This is a genomic window from Blautia sp. BCRC 81119 (genome assembly GCF_003184505.1).
GTDB classification, from domain to species: Bacteria; Bacillota; Clostridia; order Lachnospirales; family Lachnospiraceae; genus Blautia_A; species Blautia_A fusiformis.
In genome coordinates, this window is the sequence record NZ_QJHD01000002.1 from 138,030 (window position 1) to 156,642 (window position 18,613).

At 49.7% G+C, this 18,613-nt stretch carries 16 protein-coding genes; 14 read left to right on the forward strand and 2 right to left on the reverse strand.

Features of this window, described 5'->3' with window-relative positions; translation table 11 throughout:
• Window positions 1-3 precede the first annotated feature (3 nt).
• From cobM to DMI82_RS01735, 9 genes are read left to right on the forward strand one after another with little or no spacing between them, the layout of a single operon-like run.
• Entirely contained in the window at window positions 4-762 is a 759-nt protein-coding gene (gene cobM / locus DMI82_RS01695; RefSeq protein WP_015524810.1) for a precorrin-4 C(11)-methyltransferase, read from the forward strand.
• 3 nt (window positions 763-765) lie between these two features.
• Window positions 766-1,854 carry a cobalt-precorrin 5A hydrolase gene (locus tag DMI82_RS01700; protein ID WP_110102254.1) on the forward strand — a complete coding sequence of 363 codons (1,089 nt, stop codon included), beginning with the start codon at window positions 766-768 and terminating at the stop codon, window positions 1,852-1,854.
• Entirely contained in the window at window positions 1,847-2,578 is a 732-nt protein-coding gene (gene cobJ / locus DMI82_RS01705) for a precorrin-3B C(17)-methyltransferase (RefSeq protein WP_021650567.1), read from the forward strand. Before DMI82_RS01700 ends, cobJ begins: the two co-directional genes overlap by 8 nt.
• Window positions 2,571-4,544, forward strand: a complete 1,974-nt coding sequence (cobK, locus tag DMI82_RS01710; RefSeq protein WP_110102256.1) for a precorrin-6A reductase — start codon at window positions 2,571-2,573, stop codon at window positions 4,542-4,544. Before cobJ ends, cobK begins: the two co-directional genes overlap by 8 nt.
• Complete coding sequence (locus tag DMI82_RS01715; RefSeq protein ID WP_110102257.1) at window positions 4,545-5,948, forward strand: cobyrinate a,c-diamide synthase; 1,404 nt, start codon at window positions 4,545-4,547, stop codon at window positions 5,946-5,948.
• Window positions 5,935-6,912: an adenosylcobinamide-phosphate synthase CbiB gene (gene cbiB, locus DMI82_RS01720; protein WP_015524814.1), complete on the forward strand. Its 978-nt coding sequence runs from the start codon at window positions 5,935-5,937 to the stop codon at window positions 6,910-6,912. Before DMI82_RS01715 ends, cbiB begins: the two co-directional genes overlap by 14 nt.
• A gap of 27 nt (window positions 6,913-6,939) precedes the next feature.
• Complete coding sequence (cobD, locus tag DMI82_RS01725) at window positions 6,940-7,992, forward strand: threonine-phosphate decarboxylase CobD (RefSeq protein WP_110102259.1); 1,053 nt, start codon at window positions 6,940-6,942, stop codon at window positions 7,990-7,992.
• On the forward strand, window positions 7,977-9,497 hold the full coding sequence (locus DMI82_RS01730; protein WP_021650563.1) for a cobyric acid synthase: 1,521 nt from the start codon (window positions 7,977-7,979) through the stop codon (window positions 9,495-9,497). Before cobD ends, DMI82_RS01730 begins: the two co-directional genes overlap by 16 nt.
• Before the next feature lie 2 nt (window positions 9,498-9,499).
• Complete coding sequence (locus DMI82_RS01735; RefSeq protein ID WP_015524817.1) at window positions 9,500-10,141, forward strand: precorrin-8X methylmutase; 642 nt, start codon at window positions 9,500-9,502, stop codon at window positions 10,139-10,141.
• Here DMI82_RS01735 and pdxR read toward each other — a convergent pair.
• Entirely contained in the window at window positions 10,138-11,454 is a 1,317-nt protein-coding gene (pdxR, locus tag DMI82_RS01740) for a MocR-like pyridoxine biosynthesis transcription factor PdxR (protein ID WP_110102261.1), read from the reverse strand. The genes DMI82_RS01735 and pdxR overlap by 4 nt on opposite strands.
• Before the next feature lie 92 nt (window positions 11,455-11,546).
• Here pdxR and DMI82_RS01745 point away from each other — a divergent pair, with 92 nt between their 5' ends.
• Window positions 11,547-12,413: a pyridoxamine kinase gene (locus tag DMI82_RS01745; RefSeq protein WP_015524819.1), complete on the forward strand. Its 867-nt coding sequence runs from the start codon at window positions 11,547-11,549 to the stop codon at window positions 12,411-12,413.
• Window positions 12,414-12,443: 30 nt separating this feature from the next.
• Here DMI82_RS01745 and abc-f read toward each other — a convergent pair whose 3' ends face one another.
• On the reverse strand, window positions 12,444-14,360 hold the full coding sequence (abc-f, locus tag DMI82_RS01750; protein WP_110102263.1) for a ribosomal protection-like ABC-F family protein: 1,917 nt from the start codon (window positions 14,358-14,360) through the stop codon (window positions 12,444-12,446).
• Window positions 14,361-14,574: 214 nt separating this feature from the next.
• Between abc-f and DMI82_RS01755 the strand changes: the two genes are divergently transcribed.
• The 4 genes from DMI82_RS01755 to DMI82_RS01770 all read left to right on the forward strand — a co-directional run bounded on the left by DMI82_RS01755 (window position 14,575) and on the right by DMI82_RS01770 (window position 18,471).
• Window positions 14,575-15,222: a redox-sensing transcriptional repressor Rex gene (locus DMI82_RS01755; RefSeq protein WP_021650558.1), complete on the forward strand. Its 648-nt coding sequence runs from the start codon at window positions 14,575-14,577 to the stop codon at window positions 15,220-15,222.
• Window positions 15,223-15,283: 61 nt separating this feature from the next.
• Complete coding sequence (locus DMI82_RS01760) at window positions 15,284-16,801, forward strand: bifunctional ADP-dependent NAD(P)H-hydrate dehydratase/NAD(P)H-hydrate epimerase (RefSeq protein WP_021650557.1); 1,518 nt, start codon at window positions 15,284-15,286, stop codon at window positions 16,799-16,801.
• Window positions 16,798-17,967 carry an alanine racemase gene (gene alr / locus DMI82_RS01765; RefSeq protein WP_110102265.1) on the forward strand — a complete coding sequence of 390 codons (1,170 nt, stop codon included), beginning with the start codon at window positions 16,798-16,800 and terminating at the stop codon, window positions 17,965-17,967. Before DMI82_RS01760 ends, alr begins: the two co-directional genes overlap by 4 nt.
• A 156-nt stretch (window positions 17,968-18,123) precedes the next feature.
• Window positions 18,124-18,471, forward strand: coding sequence for a type II toxin-antitoxin system PemK/MazF family toxin (locus DMI82_RS01770; RefSeq protein ID WP_021650556.1), 348 nt, complete (start codon window positions 18,124-18,126; stop codon window positions 18,469-18,471).
• Window positions 18,472-18,613 lie beyond the last annotated feature (142 nt).

Consider the following 18,613-nt stretch of genomic DNA (forward strand, 5'->3'; position numbering starts at 1 on the left):
ATTATGGTACATTTTGTAGGAGCAGGTCCGGGAGCACCGGATCTTATCACAGTAAGAGGTAAACAGTATCTGGAAGAGGCAGATGTGATCATCTATGCGGGATCTCTTGTAAATCCCCAGCTTCTGGAGTATTCCAAGGATGTGTGCACCATCCATAACAGTGCAAAGATGACCCTTGAGGAAGTGATCTCTGTTATGGAGAGAGCAGAGGCTGAGGGTAAGATGACCGTTCGTCTCCACACCGGCGATCCATGTATCTACGGTGCGATCCGTGAGCAGATGGATATCCTGGATGAAAAGGGAATCCCCTATGATTCCTGCCCGGGTGTCAGTGCCTTCTGCGGAGCTGCATCTGCACTGAACCTGGAGTATACACTTCCGGATATTTCCCAGAGTGTGATCATCACAAGAATGGAAGGAAGGACACCGGTGCCGGCAAAAGAGAGTATTCAGTCCTTTGCCGCTCATAATGCGACTATGGTTATTTTCCTCAGTACAGGTATGCTGGAGGAGCTGAGCCGCAGACTGGTGGAGGGCGGATACCGTGAGGATACACCGGCTGCCATCGTCTACAAGGCAACCTGGCCCGATGAGAAGAAGTTTATCTGTACAGTGGGTACTCTGGCCCAGACAGCAAAAGAGAACAAGATCACAAAAACAGCGCTTATGCTGGTAGGTGATGCGGTCAATGCTGCAAGCTATGACAGATCCAAGCTGTATGATCCGGGCTTTACCACAGAGTTCCGTGAGGCTACGAAATAAAATATGAACATTTCCATCATTTGCTTCAGTATGACAGGGCTGGAGACAGGGGAAAGGCTTCAGAGGGCTCTGGAAAAAGAGGGTGAGAGTGTCACCCTTGCAAAAAAGAGCCGGTACCTTCCGGATCCGATCTCTGTTTCCACCTCCCAGTGGGCAGGGGAACAGTTCCAGGCAGGAAAAGAGGGCGTGATCTTTGTTGGTGCCTGCGGGATCGCAGTGCGCAGTATCGCACCTTACATTGCCGGAAAAAAGACGGATCCGGCTGTGCTGGTGATTGATGAGTGCGGAAAATTTGTCATTGCTCTTCTTTCCGGACATCTGGGCGGAGCCAATGAGCTGGCTCTTCGCTGTGCCGGATATCTTAAGGCGGTGCCGGTTGTGACAACAGCCACAGATCTTCACAGCCGTTTTGCAGTGGATGTTTTTGCAAAAAAGAATGGCTGTGCTATTTTTCATATGAAGGCTGCAAAGGAGGCTTCTGCGGCCCTTCTTGCGGGAGAGAGCGTTGGCTTTTACAGTGAGTTTCCATGGGACGGGGAGCTGCCGGAGGGTCTGGTGCTTTGCGGGAAGGACGGAAGGCTCTCAGCTGCAGCGGATCCGGAGAAGGGTGAGATAGCCGGTGAGGCACCGGAAACAGGTATTGCGGTGACGATCCACAGAGGCTGCCTGCCCTTTAAAAATACAGTCCATGTGGTGCCGCCCGCTGCAGTTCTGGGAATGGGCTGCCGCAGGGGAAAGGATGCAGCCTCCATCCGGAAGGCGGCAGAGGAATGTCTGAAGGGATCAGATGTTTACAGAGAAGCACTGAGAGCCATTGCCAGTATCGATCTGAAGAAAGAAGAGGTGGGACTTCTTTCTCTGGCAGAAGCCTGGCAGCTTCCGTTTCTGACCTTTACAGAGGAAGAGCTGAAGGCAGTGCAGGGTGAATTTACCCCGTCACAATTTGTAAAAAAGATAACAGGTGTAGAGAATGTCTGTGAGAGAAGCGCGGTTCTGGGTTGCGGACAGGGTACACTGATCAGAAAAAAAACAGGCCGGGACGGTGTGACCACCGCCCTTGCAGCCGGAAATCGGAGGATACGTTTTGAGTAAGATTTATGTTGTAGGAATTGGCCCGGGTGCGTATGACCAGATGACTGGAAGAGCGATCCGTGCATTAAATGAAAGTGATGTGATCATCGGTTACACGGTGTATGTGGATCTTGTAAAGGAGTATTTTGCAGGCAAAGAGTTCATGACCACACCGATGAAAAAAGAGGTAGACCGCTGTGTACTTGCTTTTGACGAGGCAAAAAAAGGAAAAACCGTTTCCATGATCTGCAGTGGTGACGCCGGTGTCTATGGCATGGCAGGTCTGATGTATGAGGTGGGAGAAAACTATCCGGATGTGGAGCTGACCATTATCCCGGGTGTGACAGCAGCCACAGGCGGCGCCGCAGTGCTGGGTGCACCGCTGATCCATGATTTCTGCCTAATCAGCTTAAGTGATCTTCTGACTCCGTGGGAGAAGATCGAGGCAAGGCTTCTGGCAGCAGCACAGGCGGATTTTGTGGTATGCCTTTACAATCCGTCCAGCAGAAAACGTAAGGATTATCTTCAGAAGGCTTGTGATCTGATGATGAAATACAAGTCCCCGGATACTGTCTGCGGCACGGTTGCCCAGATCGCACGTGACGGCGAGACGGCACAGGTTATGACACTGAAGGAGCTCCGTGATACAGAAGTGGATATGTTTACTACCGTATTTGTGGGAAATTCACAGACTAAGAATGTAAACGGCAAGATGGTAACACCAAGGGGATATAAGAATGTATAAAGCCATTGTTTTTGCAGGGACCACCGAGGGCTATGCGCTCTGTGAGTTCCTTGCGGAAAATCATGTTCCGGTTTATGCCTGTGCAGCTACGGAATATGGCGGCTCCCTTCTGAAGGAAAATGAATTTCTCCATGTCAGCGCCGGAAGGCTGAAAACCGAAGATATGGAGGAGCTTTTCCGAAGGGAAGCGCCGGAGATCGTTCTGGACGCCACTCATCCCTATGCAGCAGAGGTGACAAAAAATATCCGGACTGCCTGTGAGAACGGAAGCATTCGCTATCAGCGTGTCCTTCGCCCGGAGGGGGAGAAGAACAGGGAAGCCATCTATGTGGAAAGCACGGAGAAGGCGGCAGAGCTTCTTTCCGGTACAGAGGGGAACATTTTTCTTACCACAGGAAGCAAGGAGCTGTCTAAATTTACAGTGATCCCGGATTACCAGGAGAGGCTTTTTGCCCGGGTGCTGTCCATCCCTTCCGTGATCAGCTCCTGCGCGGAGCTGGGGATCGAGGGAAAGCATCTCATCGGTATGCAGGGGCCATTTTCCACAGAGATCAACGAAGCCATGCTTCGACAGTTTCAGTGCAGCTATCTGGTCACCAAGGATACCGGTCTGGCAGGTGGATTCCCGGAAAAGATGGAGGCCTGTCAGCGCTGCGGCGTCACACCTGTGATCATCGGAAGACCTTTGCAGGAGGAGGGGCTGTCCCTGCCGGAAGCAAGGGTATTTCTGGCAAAGTTGTTCGGCCTTACCCTGTCACAGAGGGTTTCTCTTGTAGGCATCGGCATGGGTGCGGAAAAAACCCTGACTTTGGAAGGAAAGAAGGCCTTTGATGAGGCGGAGCTTCTGATCGGTGCAAAGCGTATGACAGATGCCGTACAGAGGCCGGGGCAGATGGTTCTCCATGAGTACCGCAGTGATAAGATCGTGGAGTATATCAAGACACATCCACAGTACCGTACCGTAGCCATTGCCCTTTCCGGCGATGTGGGCTTCTACAGCGGCGCAAGGAAGCTGATCGATCTTCTGGATGGTGATGTCCAGGTGATCTGCGGGATTTCTTCCGTTGTCTATTTTATGGCGAAGATCGGTCTTTCCTGGGATGATGCCAGGATCGTCAGCGCTCATGGAAGAGACTGCAATCTGATTGCCCTGATCCGGCATAACCCCAAGGTTTTTTCCATTCTGGGAACAGAGGATGGGGTAGCTCGTCTGGCTTCTCGTCTGGTTGCGTATGGAATGGGTGATGTGACCCTTTATGTGGGAGAAAATCTTTCCTACGAAAATGAAAAGATCTTTCATGCCAGTGCGGCAGAGCTTACAGAATACCGGGGAGATGCGTTAAGCGTGGTAACTGCGTGCAATGAAAAGGCACTACCTTTGCCTGCAGTTCACGGGATCTGTGATGAGGAATTTCTCCGTGGGAAGGCGCCTATGACAAAGGAAGAGGTGCGTACGGTTTCTCTGTCCAAGCTTCGTCTTCAGGAGGATTCTGTCTGCTATGATGTGGGAGCGGGCACAGGCTCGGTTTCTGTTGAGATGGCGCTTCGTGCCTGGAAGGGGCAGGTCTATGCCATCGAGAAAAAGGAAGATGCCCTTGCTCTTCTGAAGGAGAACAGGCGGAAATTTGCCACAGACAATCTGGAGATCGTGCCGGGTACTGCACCGGAAGCGATGGTGGAACTGCCTGTTCCGACACATGCCTTTATCGGCGGGTCTTCCGGAAATATGAATGAGATCATCCGGCTTCTTCTGGACAAAAATCCAAAAGTACGGATCGTGATCAACTGCATCACGCTGGAGACGGTGACGGAAGCCATGAATGCCATCCGAGATTTCAGCCTGACGGATGTGGATATCGTACAGCTGTCTGCGGCAAGATCCAAATCTATCGGAAGGTATCATATGATGATGGGTGAGAATCCGATCTATATCATTTCCTGCAGCGGAAGAGGGGAGGAGATTTAGGTGAAGATCCCGAGAATACTTCTTGCGGCAGGTGCCAGCGGAAGCGGAAAAACCCTGATCACCTGCGGGCTGCTTCAGGCGCTGGTGAACCGTGGCCTTAAGGTGGCTTCTTTTAAATGCGGCCCGGATTACATAGATCCTATGTTCCACAGCCGTGTGATCGGTACAAGATCCCGAAACCTGGATACGTTTTTTACAGATGGAGACAGAACCCGGTATCTTCTGGCAAAGAACGCATCGGACTGTGAGATCGCAGTGATGGAGGGAGTCATGGGGTATTATGACGGTGTAGGAGGAATCACCTCCAGAGCCAGCGCCTATGATCTGGCCTCCACCACAGATACACCGGCGATCCTGATCGTAAACAGCCGTGGCATGAGTGTTTCCCTGGCTGCCTATGTAAAGGGCTTTCTGGAATACAAAAAGGACAGTCATATCTGCGGCGTGATCTTTAACCAGATGTCTCCCATGCTGTATCCCAGGATGAAGAAGCTTCTGGAAGAGGAGCTTTCCGTAAAGGTGCTGGGATATGTTCCGAAGGTGGAGGACTGTGTGATCGAAAGCCGTCATCTGGGGCTGGTGCTTCCGGAGGAGATCCCGGAGCTGAAAAGCCGTCTGCAGAAGCTTTCCGAGGTACTGGAGAAAACCCTGGATATCGATGGGATCCTGGAGCTTGCAGGGGAAGCACCGGAGCTTGCGGCACCGGAGACGGAAATGCTGATACAGAAGGATACTGCCTTCGGATACCGTACAGAGGAAAAGGTGCGGATCGGTGTGGCGGATGATGAAGCCTTCTGCTTTTTCTATGCGGATAATTTAAATCTTCTGGAGCAGATGGGAGCGGAGCTAGTACGTTTTTCACCCATTCATGACAGAGAGCTTCCGGAGGATCTGGACGGGCTTCTTTTAAGCGGCGGTTACCCGGAATTAAACGGGGAGGCGCTGGAAGAAAATCAGGAAATGTGCACCCGGATCCGGGAAGTTATCCTGGACGGAATGCCCTGTCTGGCAGAATGTGGCGGATTCATGTATCTTCATCAGGAGATGGAGGATATGGAAGGAAAGCAGCGCAGAGTCTGCGGGGTGATCCCTGGAAGGGCTTACCGCACACCGAAGCTGAACCGGTTCGGCTATATCACCCTTACGGAAAAACAGGATACCGGACTTGGTGAGATCCCGGCTCATGAATTCCATTACTTTGATTCTACAGATTGCGGAGAGGATTTTCATGCGGCAAAGCCGGCATCTAAAAGAGGATGGGATTGTATCCATGACCGGGGCAGGCTGATGGCAGGATTTCCGCATCTTTATTATTACGGAAATCCCAGGGTTCCGGCACGCTTTCTGAAGAACGCACTGGAATATAAGAAAGAACGGAGGCAGAAAAAAGATGCTGAAATATAGTCTTCCTGCACTGGTCATAGGATTTGTGCTGGATCTTCTGATCGGAGATCCCAGATGGCTTTATCATCCGATCTGTGTCATCGGCAATCTGATTGCAGTGCTGGAAAAGGTGATCCGGAAGATTTTTCCGAAAAATCACGGCGGTGAGCTGACAGGAGGCTTTCTGATCGTAGTGCTTGTCTGTCTGTTCAGCGGCGGGGTGCCGCTTCTGGTGCTTTATTATCTTTACCGGTATCTGCCGGTGGCCGGATTTGTGCTGGAGGTTTTCTGGTGCTATCAGCTTCTTGCCACCCGTTCCCTGAAGGATGAGAGTATGAAGGTTTATGACCGGCTGAAAAACGGAACTCTGGACGAGGCACGCTATGCGGTGTCCATGATCGTAGGCCGTGATACCAGAGAGCTTACGGAAACCGGCGTGACAAAGGCTGCCGTGGAAACCGTTGCGGAAAATGCATCCGACGGCGTGATCGCCCCCATGCTATATATGGCTATCGGTGGGGTGCCGCTGATGTTTTTGTACAAGGGTATCAATACCATGGATTCTATGCTTGGATATAAAAATGACAAATATCTTTATTTCGGCCGTATTGCGGCAAAGCTGGATGATGTGGCCAATTATATCCCTGCCAGGATTTCCGGATGGCTGATGGTGGCAGGAACTGTTTTTACAGGAATGGATACAAAAAACGCGGCAAAGATCTACAAACGTGACCGGAGAAACCATGCAAGCCCCAACTCTGCTCAGACAGAGGCTGCCATGGCCGGAGCGCTGGATGTACAGCTTGCGGGAAATGCATATTATTTCGGGAAATTATATGAAAAACCTACGATCGGGGATCCGATTCGCCCGGTGGAGCCGGAGGATATCAAAAGGGCTAACCGACTGATGTACGCGGCATCTATACTGGGTGTGGTTGTATTTGGACTGCTCAGTGCGGGGATCCGGTTCGGGTTATTAAGGTAACAATAAATACAGACAGGAGAATGACCAATGACAAAACACATACATGGAGGAGACGTATATAAACATAAAGACTGCCTGGATTTTTCGGCAAATCTGAATCCTTTGGGAACACCGGAAAGTGTGAAGCAGGCCATTATCCACAGTCTGGATCATATTGCACAGTATCCCCAGGTGGGATGCGGCGTTCTCAGGGAAAGGATCGCAGAATCGGAAGGGGTAAAAGCGGAAGAGGTAATATGCGGTAACGGAGCGGCAGAAGTGATCTTTACGCTTTGTCATGCAGTAAAGCCAAAGCGGGCTCTGATCCCGGCGCCTACTTTTGCGGAATACGGACAGGCTCTGGCCAGCACAGGCTGTGAGCTAGAATATTACATGCTGACGGAAAATGACGGTTTTGTGCTCAGTGAAGCATATCTGGATATCCTCCATAAGGGACTGGATATGGCTTTCTTATGTAACCCCAACAATCCTACCGGCATGCTGATCCCCCACAGGCTTCTGAAAAGGATCCTGGAAAAATGCAGAAAGCTGGATATCCTGCTGGTGGTAGATGAATGTTTCCTCGATTTTGTAAAGGAACCGGAAGAGTATTCTCTGAAGCGTTCTCTTTCCGGGTTCAATAATCTTTTTATCCTGAAGGCATTTACAAAAAGATATGCCATGGCCGGTGTGCGGCTAGGCTATGGCCTCTGTTCTGACAGAAAGCTGATGGAAAGGATGGAGCTCTGCGTTCAGCCATGGAATGTTTCCACCATGGCCCAGGCAGCCGGGCTCCAGGCACTTACAGAGACGGAATATGTAGAGGAGGGAAGACAGCTTGTTTTTCGGGAGGCACAGTGGCTGAAGGATGAGCTGGTCCGCATTGGGTATAAAGTATTTCCGTCGGAAGCAAATTATATTTTCTTTAAAGGACCGGAGGAGCTCTTTGACTTCTGTCTGCGTAAGCGGATCTTGATCCGTGACTGCAGCAATTATCCGGGTCTTACAAAGGGGTATTACCGGATCGCGGTAAAGCGCCATGAAGAAAATGTAAAACTGATCGAAGTACTTGAGGGAGGTATATTATGGCAAAAGCAATAATGGTACAGGGAACCATGTCCAATGCCGGAAAAAGCCTACTGGCTGCGGGACTTTGCAGGATCTTTAAGCAGGATGGATATCGTGTGGCTCCTTTTAAATCACAAAATATGGCACTGAATTCCTTTATCACAGAGGATGGTCTTGAGATGGGACGGGCCCAGGTCATGCAGGCAGAGGCAGCCGGGATCCGGCCGTCTGTCCTGATGAATCCCATCCTTCTGAAGCCTACCAATGATGTAGGCTCCCAGGTGATCGTAAACGGAGAGGTTCTTGGAACCATGAGTGCCAGGGATTATTTCAAATATAAGAAGACCCTGGTTCCGGATGTGATGAAGGCATACAACGCTCTTGCAGCGGAAAACGATATCATTGTCATCGAAGGTGCGGGAAGTCCTGCCGAGATCAATCTCAAGGATGAGGATATTGTAAATATGGGTATGGCAAAGATGGCCAAGGCACCGGTCCTTCTTGTGGGAGATATTGACCGTGGAGGTGTTTTTGCCCAGCTGATCGGTACGGTAGAGCTTCTGGAGGACGATGAGAAGGCTATGGTAAAGGGGCTGATCATCAACAAATTCCGCGGAGATAAGACTATTCTGGACCCTGGTGTTGTCATGCTTGAGGAAAGAAGCGGGATCCCGGTGGTGGGTGTGGCGCCTTATCTGGATATCCAGGTGGAGGATGAGGACAGCCTGACGGAGCGTTTTGACCGGAAGCAGGAAGCCGGTGTCATTGATATCGCAGTGGTCCGTACACCAAGGATCTCCAACTTTACGGATTTTAATCCTTTTGAGAGCATTCCCGGAGTTTCTCTCCGCTATGTAAAACACCCGAGAGATCTTCACTCTCCGGACATGATCATCCTTCCTGGAACCAAGAACACCATGGGTGATCTGATCTGGATGCGGGAAAGCGGAATGGAGGCAGCAGTTCTTAAGGAAGCCTCCAGAGGCAAGCTGATCTTTGGTGTCTGCGGTGGCTATCAGATGCTGGGTGAAACCTTAAGCGACCCTCATGGAGTTGAAAATGGCGGTTCTATGAAAGGAATGGGACTTCTTCCTATGGAAACGGTATTTGCCGAAAAGAAAACCAGGACCAGGGTGCAGGGGCATTTCGGTCAGCTGTCCGGTGTGTTTGCTCCTCTTTCCGGTGCGGAGATCGAGGGCTATGAGATCCATATGGGCGAAAGCATCCTGAAGGACAATGCAGGAACAGCCACGAAGATCACAGACAGCGTCAGCGGTAAGAAAAAAGAAGAGGGTGCTTTTGCGGGAAATGTGTGCGGAACCTATATCCACGGCGTTTTCGATAAGGAAGCATCTGCAGAGGCGATCATCCGCGTGATCGGCGAGAAAAAAGGTATTGATGTGGAAAATATGACAGGCGTGGATTTTGCGGCATTTAAGGAACAGCAGTATGATATCCTGGCTGCAGAGCTGCGGAAGCATCTGGATATGAAAAAAATCTATGAGATACTGGAAAACGGGATTACGGAGGAAGAATAGAAATGAAAGTTGAGCTTGAAAATGTAAAACCCATGGAGATCGAAAAAAGAAGCTTTGAGATCATCACAGAAGAGCTGGGGGATACTCCCCTGATCCCGGGAACAGAGCTGATCGTAAAACGCTGCATCCACACAAGCGCAGATTTTGATTATGCAAAAAATCTCTGCTTCTCGGAGGGGGCAGTGGAGATGGCCATGGACGCCATCCGCAACGGCGCCTGCATCGTCACAGATACCCAGATGGCAAAGGCTGGGATCAACAAGCGTGCACTTGCCCGCTACGGCGGTGAGGCTTACTGCTTCATGTCCGATGAGGATGTGGCAGCCCTTGCAAAAAAGAACGGGACTACCAGAGCCACAGCCAGCATGGACAAGGCAGCAGAGATGGATAAAAAGCTGATCTTTGCCATTGGAAACGCACCTACCGCACTGGTACGTCTTTATGAGCTTATTGAGAACGGAAAGCTTTCTCCTGAGCTGATCATCGGTGTGCCGGTAGGCTTTGTGAATGTTGTGCAGTCCAAGGAGCTGATTATGCACGCAGATGTGCCTTATATTGTGGCAAAAGGACGCAAGGGTGGAAGCAATATTGCTGCGTGCATTGTAAATGCCCTGCTCTACATGATCGATAACCGGAGAGATTAGGAGCCGGTAACATCCTTCAGAAGCTGACAGGCAGGCAGAAAATCCTTGGATGGAATGGAGGAGCAGGAGAGGACCAGGGTGACCTCGGCTCCGTTTTCTCTGAGAACCTCCAGTCCCAGACCACGGTTCCGGGCTCTGTCTGTCAGTTCACTGCCTGTGAGAGAACAGGGAAGAGTAAGGGCAAGGCTGGTTCCTGCGGCTCCTGTTTGGATCTGGCAGTCCTGGCCGAAGGTTTCCCGGACAGCCTGGGAAAGAGCCTTCAGCTTCTGGGAATAAAGGCGGCGGAGCTTTCTTGTCTGGGAAGCCAGATGCCCGTCGCGGATAAACTGGCAGAGTGCAATCTGTTCTGCCTTGGAAGCAGTCTGATTATAAAAGGCTGCTTTTTTTGTATATTTTTCCCGGAGAGAGCGCGGCAGTACCATGAAGCTGACACGGATGGAGGGCAGCAGCAGCCTGGAAAAGGAACCGATATAGACAACGTTTTCACCACCTGCAAGGCCGAAAAGTGAAGGCGTCGGTTTCTGGAAATAAACAAATTCGTTTTCGAAATCATCCTCAATGATCAGATGGTCATTGATCTCCGCATGACGGATCAGCTCCAGGCGTCGTTTTACCGGCATGATCTCGCCCCATTTCGTCATGTGAGCAGGAGAAACATAGATCACATCGCAGCTTTTGTCCCGGTAATGGACATCAAAGCCGTAATCCTGAAAGATGGTGCTGCATGTGGTGAAGGATGGTGTGGGGAACGAAACGGTTTTCCGTTCATGGATCAGAGGGCAGAGGATCTGGAGAAGGGGCTGGAGACCGGCCCCTACTACAATGTCATCCGGGGAGCAGATCACATTTCTGCGTTCCCGGATATAGTCTGCGAGAACCTCCCGGAAATCGCTTTCGCCCTGGGGTTCGCCATAAGAAAGCATACGGTCGCCCTGGCGGAGGGCACTTTTGATGTAACGCTGCCACAGATCAAAACGGAAGCTTTCCCGGTCAACACCGGAAGAAGCAAAATCATAAAGGCAGGGCGTGATATCCTTATCCTGTTTTTCGGGGGTAAGCAGATGCTGCTTGGAAGCAATGCCGGTGACATAATAGCCGCTCTGTGCCCTGGCGATGATATAGCCGTCTGCTGCCAGCAGAAGATAGGCATTTTCGATGGTGGTACGGCTCAGCTTCAGCTCCTGGGCGCATTTGCGGAGGGAGGGCATTTTGCTTCCGGGAAGGAGACGGCCTTCCAGGATCAGTTTCCGGTAATAGTGATAAACCTCCAGATAAAGGTGTTCTTTTTTGTGTTCTGCAGATATATTTAACATAAGTATGATGATTTCCTTCCAAAAATGATTGCGTAAACCTGACAGTTCATTCTATAATATTACAGAAAAAAACTCAAGACTGGAGAATTACCATGAAAAAAATAGCAGTGATCAATGATCTTTCCGGGCTGGGGAAATGTTCACTGACAGCAGCGATCCCGGTGATCTCGGTGATGGGAGTCCAGGCGTGTCCACTTCCCACCGCTGTTTTAAGCAACCAGACCGGTTATGAAAGTTATTTCTGTGAGGATTTCACAGAGCATATGGAACCATATATGGAGCAGTGGAAAAAAAGAGGATTTTTCCCGGATGGGATCTATACAGGATTTCTTTCTGACGATAAGCAGGCAGACAGGATCCTGAAATTTATGGATGCGTTTGCAGGGAAGGATACTCTGATCCTTACAGATCCGGTGATGGGGGATGACGGCGCGGTTTATCCGATCTATACAGAAGAGCTTCGTAGCCGGTTCTGCGAACTGACACGTCGTTCCTATGTGATCACACCGAACCTTACGGAAGCCCTCCTTCTTCTCTACGGAAAAGAAAAAATGGAGGAGATCTGGAAGGAACTGCAAAAGGCATCAGAGGCCCGGCGGATGGAAGAAATCCGGGAGATCGGGTGCGGACTTGCCCGGAAATTTTCACTTCCTGCCGTTGTGATCACCGGAGTGGATCACAGGGAGGAGGGGCAGCCTCTGAAAATGGGGAATCTTGTCCTGGAAAACGGAAACAGCTCCTGGGTATTTGCAGAGAAATCCGGCGGAAGCTATTCCGGGACAGGAGATCTTTTTGCATCCGTGCTCAGTGCAGGGCTGGTAAAAAGATATTCCATGAAAACCTGTGCAGAGCTGGCCGTGGATTTTATCTCGGCATCGATCCGGGATGCGGTGGAGGAAGGAACAGACCGTAACGATGGTGTATGCTTTGAACAGCATCTCGGCATGCTGCTTCCATAAAAACATAAGGGGATAAAAAAGAGCTGACCGTCAGGCCAGCTCTTCCCATTTTTCATAAAGTTCTTCCAGTTCTTCAGCGATGGATGCTTTTTCGCGGCTCAGCTTTGTACATTCCGCTACATTGGTGCAGACATCCGGAAGGACCATGGTTTCGTCGATCTCGCTGTCTCTTGTTTCCAGCTCTTCGATACGGGCTTCGACTTTTTTTAGCTCGGCTTCCCGTTTTCGTTTCTTTGCCTGTTCTTCCTTCATCTGCTGCCAGGAAAGCTTGTTCTCGGAAACCGCTTTTTCTTCTGCAGGTGCCTCCGGAGAAGTGCTTCCCGGTGCATAGGTACTGGTCAGCTCCTCCTTCTTTTCCAGATAGTAATCATAATCACCGATGTAATTTACCACTGCCTGGTTTGTCAGCTCCATGATCCTGGTCGCAGTCTGATTGATAAAGTAACGGTCATGGGATACATAAAGGACTGTACCGGTGTAGCTGACCAGTGCTTCCTCCAGGATCTCCTTGGAGGCAATATCCAGATGGTTGGTAGGCTCGTCAAGGATCAGGAAGTTGGCTTCGGAAAGCATCAGCTTTGCAAGGGAAACACGGCCTCTTTCTCCACCGGAAAGTGCGGAGATCTCCTTGAAAACATCATCTCCGGTAAAGAGAAATGCGGCAAGCATATTTCGGATCTCGGTCTCTGTGAGAGTCGGATAAGTATCGGAGATCTCCTGGAAAATCGTTTTGTCCATATGCAGAACATGATGTTCCTGATCGTAATAACCGATCTGCACCTTGGAACCAAGGGAAAATTTGCCGGCATCTGCCTCAATAAGACCGTTGATGATCTTCAGCATGGTGGTCTTTCCGGTTCCGTTGTTTCCGATCAGTGCCACACGCTCGCCGCGTTTGATATCAAAGGAGATATCGGAGAACAGGGTCTGTCCCGGAAAGGCCTTGGAAAGCGCTTCCACGTGGAGCACATCGTTTCCGCTTAACACCCGTGGTTCCAGCGAGATACGCATCCGGTCCTGGAGCTCAAGAGGTTTTTCAATTCTCTGTACACGGTCCAGCATTTTTTCACGGCTTTCCGCACGTTTGATGGATTTTTCACGGTTAAAGGATTTCAGCTTGGCGATAACGGCTTCCTGATGCTTGATATCCCGCTGCTGATTTAAGTATGCCTTGTACTGTGCGTCACGAAGCTGAGCCTTCTTGAGAGCATAGGCAGAGTAGTTGCCGCTGTATACGCGGGTCTGTCCGGCTTCGATCTCAATGACCTTGGTGACCACCTTATCCAGAAAATAACGGTCATGGGAGACGATAAAAACAGCTCCCGGATAATTCAGAAGATAAGTTTCCAGCCAGGAGATGCTTTCCATATCCAGGTGATTGGTTGGCTCATCCAGAAGCAGGATATCCGGCTTGGAAAGAAGCATCTTGCCCAGCGCCACGCGGGTTTTCTGACCGCCGGAAAGAGTTTCAATCTGCTTGTCATAATCTTCCTCCGTGAAGCCGAGACCCTTTAAGACACCGGTCAGCTCACTTTTGTAAGCGTATCCGTTCTCCAGCTCAAACTGATGGGTCAGGCGGGTATAGGTTTCCATCAGACGGTTCAGCTCATCACCGGTCACCGTGTTCATTTCCTGTTCCATATTGCGGATACGGCGTTCCATATCGATGATGTGCTGCTTGGTGGTAAGAAGCTCTTCGTAGATGGTATGATGTCCGTGGATATCCTGGTACTGGGCAAGATAGCCGATATTTTTATCCCGGGCAAGCACCACGGTACCGGAATCAGCAGAAAGCTCCTGCATGATGATACGCAGCAGTGTGGTCTTTCCTGCACCGTTGCAGCCGATCAGAGCAGCCTTTTCACGGTCTTCAATGTGAAAGGATGCATCATTTAAAATTACTTTTTCGCCAAAGGCCTTGCATATATTCTGACATGATAAAATCATAAAAACTGTCCTCCTGTATAAAGAATCACCCCTGTTTATGTCTGAACAGGGAAAAATCCTCCACCTATTATAACGGAAACTGCCGGGATTTCAAAGAAAAAATCAATTATTAGAAAAAATATAAAGAAATTTGTACAGAATAGACAACTTTAATTGACAGGAAAATGTCAATTCGTTATAATTAACCTAGTGTAAGGTAAGGAGGAAAACTATCGTGGAGACAAAACAAATCTCGAAAGCGGTGATTAAGCGTCTGCCACGCTATTACCGCTACTTAGGAGAGCTGATGGAAGATAATGTAGAACGTATTTCTTCCAATGAATTAAGTAAGAAGATGCATACCACAGCTTCTCAGATCCGTCAGGATCTTAATAATTTTGGCGGTTTTGGGCAGCAGGGGTATGGCTATAATGTACACTATCTTTATACAGAGATCGGTAAGATCCTGGGACTGGATACCGTTCATCCGATGATCATCCTGGGTGCCGGTAATCTGGGACAGGCACTTGCCAATTATGTGGATTTTGAGAAGCGCGGGTTCAGGCTGGTTGGTATCTTTGACGTAAATCCTGTGCTTGAGGGCATCGCAGTCCGTGGACTTGAGATCCAAATGCTCAGTGAGCTTCCGTTTTTCCTGAGAGAGAATAACGTGGAGATCGCGATTCTGACACTTCCCAAGAATAAAGCCAAGGAAATGGCGGATATCCTGGTGGAGAACGGGATCAAGGCAATCTGGAATTTTGCACATCTCGATCTTGAGACACCGGATGATGTGATCGTAGAGAACGTTCATCTTTCCGAGAGTCTGATGACACTGTCTTATAATCTCAGTAAATACAGGCAGGAACATGTGGATAAGTAAGAATTGTTAAGCTGCCGGAAACGGCAGCTTTCTCTATGACAGAGGGGAGGCAGAAGACAGAATGAAGAAGCTTGTTACCTGCAAAGAAATGAAGGATCTGGACTCCACAACGATCCGTGAGATCGGAGTTCCCTCCGAGGTTCTGATGGAGCGGGCAGCACTGAAGGTGGTAGAGGAAACAGAAAAGTATCTCCAGAAGGACGAAAGGATCCTGGTAGTCTGCGGAAGCGGAAATAATGGCGGTGACGGTATCGCTGTTGCCAGATTGTTCCATCTGAAGGGGATCCGGGTAGAGTTTTATATGGTCGGAAACAAAGATAAAATGACCAGAGAGACTGCTCTTCAGTATAAGATCGCTTCCGGTTATCGTGTCCCGGAGGTGAATAACCCGCAGTGGAGTGAATATACTACTATAGTAGATGCCGTGTTTGGGGTAGGCCTGACGCGTCCGATCGAGGGGCATTATGCTGATATCATCCATGAGATGAACAGTGCGAGGGCCAAAAAGATCGCAGTTGACATCCCGTCAGGAGTGAACGGAGATACTGGCCTGGAAATGGGAATTGCCTTCAGCGCCGATCTGACTGTCACATTTGCCTACCGGAAAAGAGGTCTTTGCTTTTATCCGGGAAGACTGTATGCAGGAAGGATCGTTACCGCCGATATCGGGATCTATGAGCAAGAAGCTGTGACTGCATCTGCCGCCTGTCTGGAAAATAAAGATCTGAAGCTGTTTCCGGAACGTGATCCCGGCGGAAACAAGGGTACCTTCGGAAAAGTGCTCTTTGTGACCGGAAGTGAGGGAATGTGCGGAGCCGCTTATTTAAGCGCCAGTGCAGCACTTCGTGCCGGTGCGGGAATGGTAAAGATCCAGACTGTGGAAGCCAACAGGATCCCACTGCAGATACTCCTTCCGGAGGCTATGGTCTGCAGCCGCTTTGATCAGGAATCCAATGAACAGCTTCTATCCTGGTGTGATGTGATCGTGATCGGACCGGGACTTGGAACATCAGTGGCCAGCCGTGAGAGAGAACAGTGGTTTCTCACGGCGGCTGCCCGGGAGAAAAAGCCGCTGATCCTGGATGCGGACGGCCTGAACCTTCTGGCTGCACATCCACAGTGGTATCAGTATCTGGGAGAGCATGTAGTCCTGACACCGCATATCGGAGAAATGAGCCGGCTCAGTGGCAGAACGATCCAGGAGATCCAGCATGAGATCGCAGATATTGCACTGAAATGTGCTGCGGAAACAGGCTCTGTGTGCGTATTGAAGGATGCATGTACGGTGATCGCAGATGAGAAAAGCCAGATGTATCTGAATCTTTCCGGTAATTCCGGAATGGCAACTGCAGGAAGCGGAGATGTGCTTTCCGGGATCCTGGCAGCAGTGTTATGTATGTATCTGAAAACGGAGGAACAGCCTCCCATGGTTTTAAAGGCCGCGTTAGGTGTTTATCTTCACGGACTTTGCGGTGATCTTGCAGCCGCTGAAAAAGGAAAGCGCAGTATGCTGGCAGGAGATATCATAGAATATCTGCCCAAGGCATTAGCTATAGGTGAAGAGGAGTCGGAATTATGAAAAAATACGAGAGAGTAAAAGCACTGGTATCACTGGATGCCATTGCCCACAATTTTGAGGAAATGCATAAAAATGTCAAAGAAGGGACAAAGATCATCGCTGTGATCAAGGCGGACGGTTATGGCCATGGTGCCAGAGCTATTGCCCGTCTGATCCAGGACTATGACTATATCTGGGGATTTGCAACAGCTACTGCAGAGGAGGCACTGGAACTTCGGCATGCAGGGATCACCAAGCCTGTCCTGATCCTTGGCCTTGTATTTGAGGAATATTATGAGGAACTTGCAGCCAATGATATCCGAATCACCATATCGGATCTTAATACAGCGGCAGAATATGCAAAAGCAGGTGCACGCATTGGAAAAAATGTACATATTCATCTGGCTCTGGATACGGGAATGACAAGGATCGGATATGCGGATATTCCGGAAAATGCGATAAAGATCGAAAAAATCTCAAAAATCCCGAATCTGGTGATCGAGGGAATGTTTACCCATTTTGCCAGGGCGGATGAGACCGACCGTTCTCCTGCACTGGTGCAGCTGGACCGTTATCTCCGTTTTGCAGAGCTTCTGGAAAAAAGAGGTGTTCATATTCCGGTACGTCACTGCTCCAACAGTGCAGGTATCATCCGTGTTCCGGAAGCAAATCTCAATGTCGTTCGTGCTGGCATCACCATTTACGGTATTTATCCGTCAGAGGAGGTAGAACGTGATATTGTGAAGCTGACACCTGCAATGGAGCTGAAAAGTCATGTATCCTATGTGAAAAATGTGGAACGTGGAACAGCGGTAAGCTATGGAGGAACGTTTGTTACAGAACGCTTTACCAGAATGGCAACGATCCCCGTAGGTTATGCAGATGGCTATCCGAGACAGCTTTCCAATAAGGGCTGGGTCCTGATCCGGGGCAAAAAAGCTCCGATCCTCGGACGGGTCTGCATGGATCAGTTTATGGTTGATGTCACAGATATCCCGGAGGTGAAGGCCGGGGACGAGGTCACCCTGATGGGAAGAGATGGAGAGGAATTTATCAGTGTGGAGACACTGGGAGATCTTTCCGGAAGATTTTCCTATGAATTTGTCTGTGGGATCAGTAAACGTGTTCCGCGGGTTTATATCAAAGACGGTAAGGAATGCGGAGAAGAGGAGAGCTTTTTCCAGTAGATCCGTAAATACCCGGATCCGGAAAACGCCGGGTCAGACATAAGGCCGGTAAAAAAGTACCACGCATGGTATACACAAAGAAATTGTGGAAATACTTATCTGTAAAAAGGAATACGGCTTGCAAATAAGCCGGACCAGAATCGGAGTGTGAATTGTGTGGTTATAAAAAGAGGGGATATTTTTTACGCGGACTTAAGACCTGTAGTGGGCAGTGAACAGGGCGGCATCCGTCCGGTGCTGATCATCCAGAACGATGTGGGCAACCGTCACAGTCCCACAGTGATCTGTGCGGCAATTACATCAAAAATGAATAAGGCAAAGCTGCCGACACATATTGAGATCGATGCATCCGCCTACGGGATCGAAAAGGATTCCGTGATCCTTCTGGAACAGCTCCGCACCATCGACAAGCGGCGTCTGAAGGATAAGGTGTGTCATCTGGACAGTGCTATGCTTGATAAGGTGAATCATGCGCTTGAGATCAGTCTGGAACTGACTTTTTAGGGGAACATGAGGAATTTTGACCGGTTTGTTTTCTGATTCTTGACGAAATCTTTCATAAGTGCTATATTAAACCGAGTTGCAATTATGTAAAACGGTACCCAAAATGAGCAGGGCACGAAAGAAAATATACGGTAACAAGGAG

Bases quoted from the DNA above. Each gene is read 5' to 3' on its own strand.
- cobM (WP_015524810.1), top strand. From the start codon at position 4: ATGGTACATTTTGTAGGAGCAGGTCCGGGAGCACCGGATCTTATCACA.
- DMI82_RS01700 (WP_110102254.1), top strand. From the start codon at position 766: ATGAACATTTCCATCATTTGCTTCAGTATGACAGGGCTGGAGACAGGG.
- cobK (WP_110102256.1), top strand. From the start codon at position 2,571: ATGTATAAAGCCATTGTTTTTGCAGGGACCACCGAGGGCTATGCGCTC.
- cbiB (WP_015524814.1), top strand. From the start codon at position 5,935: ATGCTGAAATATAGTCTTCCTGCACTGGTCATAGGATTTGTGCTGGAT.
- cobD (WP_110102259.1), top strand. From the start codon at position 6,940: ATGACAAAACACATACATGGAGGAGACGTATATAAACATAAAGACTGC.
- DMI82_RS01730 (WP_021650563.1), top strand. From the start codon at position 7,977: ATGGCAAAAGCAATAATGGTACAGGGAACCATGTCCAATGCCGGAAAA.
- DMI82_RS01735 (WP_015524817.1), top strand. From the start codon at position 9,500: ATGAAAGTTGAGCTTGAAAATGTAAAACCCATGGAGATCGAAAAAAGA.
- pdxR (WP_110102261.1), bottom strand. From the start codon at position 11,454: ATGTTAAATATATCTGCAGAACACAAAAAAGAACACCTTTATCTGGAG.
- DMI82_RS01745 (WP_015524819.1), top strand. From the start codon at position 11,547: ATGAAAAAAATAGCAGTGATCAATGATCTTTCCGGGCTGGGGAAATGT.
- abc-f (WP_110102263.1), bottom strand. From the start codon at position 14,360: ATGATTTTATCATGTCAGAATATATGCAAGGCCTTTGGCGAAAAAGTA.
- DMI82_RS01760 (WP_021650557.1), top strand. From the start codon at position 15,284: ATGAAGAAGCTTGTTACCTGCAAAGAAATGAAGGATCTGGACTCCACA.
- alr (WP_110102265.1), top strand. From the start codon at position 16,798: ATGAAAAAATACGAGAGAGTAAAAGCACTGGTATCACTGGATGCCATT.